Here is a 2467-nt window from a genome sequence, read left to right as displayed (position 1 = left end):
ACAAACTGCTCGGAGCCCACAATGCCCAGCTTGGTCACCCCCAAACGCTGCGACTCCGCCAGCACCATCGCCACCGGCTCGTACCCCGCTTCCTTGTTCGGCTTGATGTGAAACTCCGGCTGCGGCACCCTCCCCGCCGCTTCCGTCAGCTTCTTCTCCAAGGCCTCCCGGTTCGCCAAACGCTCCCCGTTCCACAAGATCCCGTTGTCCGGCGCTATGTCTATCTGCACCACCACCGGCTTCTCCAAGGGCTTGGATGGGCTGCTCACCGGCATGTCCAGCTTCACCGCGTGCGTCTGGATCGGAATCGTGATGATCAGCATGATCAGCAGCACCAGCATCACGTCGATCAGCGGCGTGGTGTTCATTTCCACCATCAGGTCGTCGTCGGACGAGCCTACATTCATTCCCATCTTCGTTCTCCTTCGGTAACCTCGACAAACCTGCTGCGCGGCTCGATAGCTGCGTTGCTCCGTGCTCGCTCCCTCGCTGTATACTTGTACTATCTCGGTCGCTGCGCGCGGTGCGCCTTGCTCTCGTGCCGCTCGCTACGGTTTTTCGAGGTCCCCGTTCAATTGCGCGGCGGCGGTTCGGTAATAAAGGCGATCTTCACGATCCCCGCCTGCTGCACCGCCAGCACGATCCGGCCTATCGGGCTGTACTTCGCCCCCAGGTCGCCCCGGATGTGCACTTCCGGCTGCGGATCCTTCTTCGCCTCCTTCACCAGCCGCGCCAGCAGCTCTTCCTGCGTCTTCACCGGCGTGGTGTTCCAGTAGATGGTGTTCCCGGTGTCCACCCCCAGCACGATGTTTTCCGGCTTGGTCTGCGTCGGGATATTGCTTTCCTTCGGCAAAGCCATCTTCACCGTCTGCGTCACCACCGGCACCGTGATCAGGAAGATGATCAGCAGCACCAGCATCACGTCCACCAGCGGCGTGGTGTTGATCGCGGACATCACCGCGTCTTCGTCGCCTTTGCCGTGGCCTTGGCCGAATCTTGCGTTGCGCCCTTTCATCGTCGACGCCTCAGCGCGCGTTCAGCAGGCTGGCGTGCAGGCGGCCGGCCACCACGCGCACCATGTCCAGCACCAGCTTGTTGCGACGCACCAGCCAGTTGTATCCCAGCACTGCCGGCACCGCCACGCCCAGGCCGATCGCCGTCATGATCAGCGCCTCGCCCACCGGGCCCGCCACTTTGTCGATCGACGCCTGACCGGACATGCCGATCGCCGTCAGCGCGTGGTAGATGCCCCACACCGTGCCGAACAGGCCGACAAACGGCGCGGTGGAACCCACCGTGGCCACAACCGATAGGCCGTTTTGCATATGGTGACTGGCGGAGTCCACCGCGTCGGAGATGGCCATCGACACCCAGGTGTTGAGGTCCACGCGGCCGGCCAGTTCGCCCTTGTGTTCGCCCGCCGCGTCGATGCCGGCCGCCGCCACCGCGCTGAACATGCCTTCGTCGGCCAGTTCGCTGGCGCGTTTTTGCAGTTCCGCGCCGTGCGACGCCAGCAGTTCGCGGCCTTGCTTCAGCAGGCGGCGTTGTTCCAGCAGTTTGACGATGCCGACATACCAGGTGGCCGCCGACATGATCAGCAGGATGATCAGGGTGCCGCGCGCGACGATGTCGCCTTGCGCCCACAGGGCGTCGATGCCGTACGGGTTGCTGGTCACGTGCGCGGTTTCGGCGGCCAGCGCGCTCAGGCTGCTCAAGAGGGCCACGGCGGTGAAGGCGATGCGGGTGATTTTGCTCATGTTCTGGTTCTCCTAGAGATTGCTTGCTCCGGTCGAGGCGCGCTCGCGCTCATTCGCCGGAATCGAGTTTGAAGCCGAATTCCTGGCTCAACAGGCTGTTGGGTTTGCAGCTGTAGCCTTGCAGCGCGGCGCTGATCGCCGACTGGAAGCCGCTGCGGTAGCGCGGCGGGATGCCGCCGTCGAACGAAATATTGGCGATGTGGCTGAAGCGGCCGTTGTCGCCCACCTGGAAGGCCACGCGCACCACGCCCTGGATTTCGTCCTGCTGCGCCTTGCTCGGATACTCCGGGGCTTGCAGCTGGCTGCAGTTGGCCTTGGCCGACACCGGTCCCTTGGGCGCTTCCACCGCCGGGGCGGGGGTGGGCGCCGGCTGCGGCGCCGGGTCCGAGGTGGTGGCCTGGATGGCGTTGGCCGTGGAGGTGACCGGCGGCGGATTGACCACCGGCGGCACATAGGCCTGCGGCTTGGGCGCGGCGGTGGGCTGCACCACTTTCTCTATCTTGGGCGGAGGGGGCGGTGGAGGGGGCGGCGGTTCGCTGATGACCGCCACTTCCACTTTTTGCTGGATCACTTTGACCACGCCCTGGGCCAGGCCCGACACCAGCGCGTAGATCAACAGTGCATGGAAGACGATCACGCCGACCAAGCCCGCGATGCGGCGCTTGGGCGGGGGACCGCCGATTCCTCTGGCTGTGATGCTCGTCATGTTT

4 protein-coding genes are annotated in these 2467 nt (G+C 64.7%); all 4 read right to left on the bottom strand.

Annotation, left to right across the window (positions count from 1 at the left end; all coding sequences use genetic code 11):
* On the bottom strand, window positions 1-413 hold a 413-nt coding region (locus tag B0T39_RS24570; protein WP_081551357.1), incomplete at its 3' end, for an ExbD/TolR family protein.
* 158 nt (window positions 414-571) lie between these two features.
* Window positions 572-1015 carry an ExbD/TolR family protein gene (locus B0T39_RS24565; RefSeq protein ID WP_043631007.1) on the bottom strand — a complete coding sequence of 148 codons (444 nt, stop codon included), beginning with the start codon at window positions 1013-1015 and terminating at the stop codon, window positions 572-574.
* 10 nt (window positions 1016-1025) lie between these two features.
* Entirely contained in the window at window positions 1026-1757 is a 732-nt protein-coding gene (locus B0T39_RS24560) for a MotA/TolQ/ExbB proton channel family protein (protein WP_081551353.1), read from the bottom strand.
* A 49-nt stretch (window positions 1758-1806) separates the two neighbouring features.
* On the bottom strand, window positions 1807-2467 hold a 661-nt coding region (locus tag B0T39_RS24555; RefSeq protein ID WP_368651294.1), incomplete at its 5' end, for a hypothetical protein.

This window comes from Chromobacterium haemolyticum (assembly GCF_002081825.1).
Classification (GTDB): domain Bacteria; phylum Pseudomonadota; class Gammaproteobacteria; order Burkholderiales; family Chromobacteriaceae; genus Chromobacterium; species Chromobacterium fluminis.
This window is presented reverse-complemented; position numbering and strand designations above follow the sequence as displayed.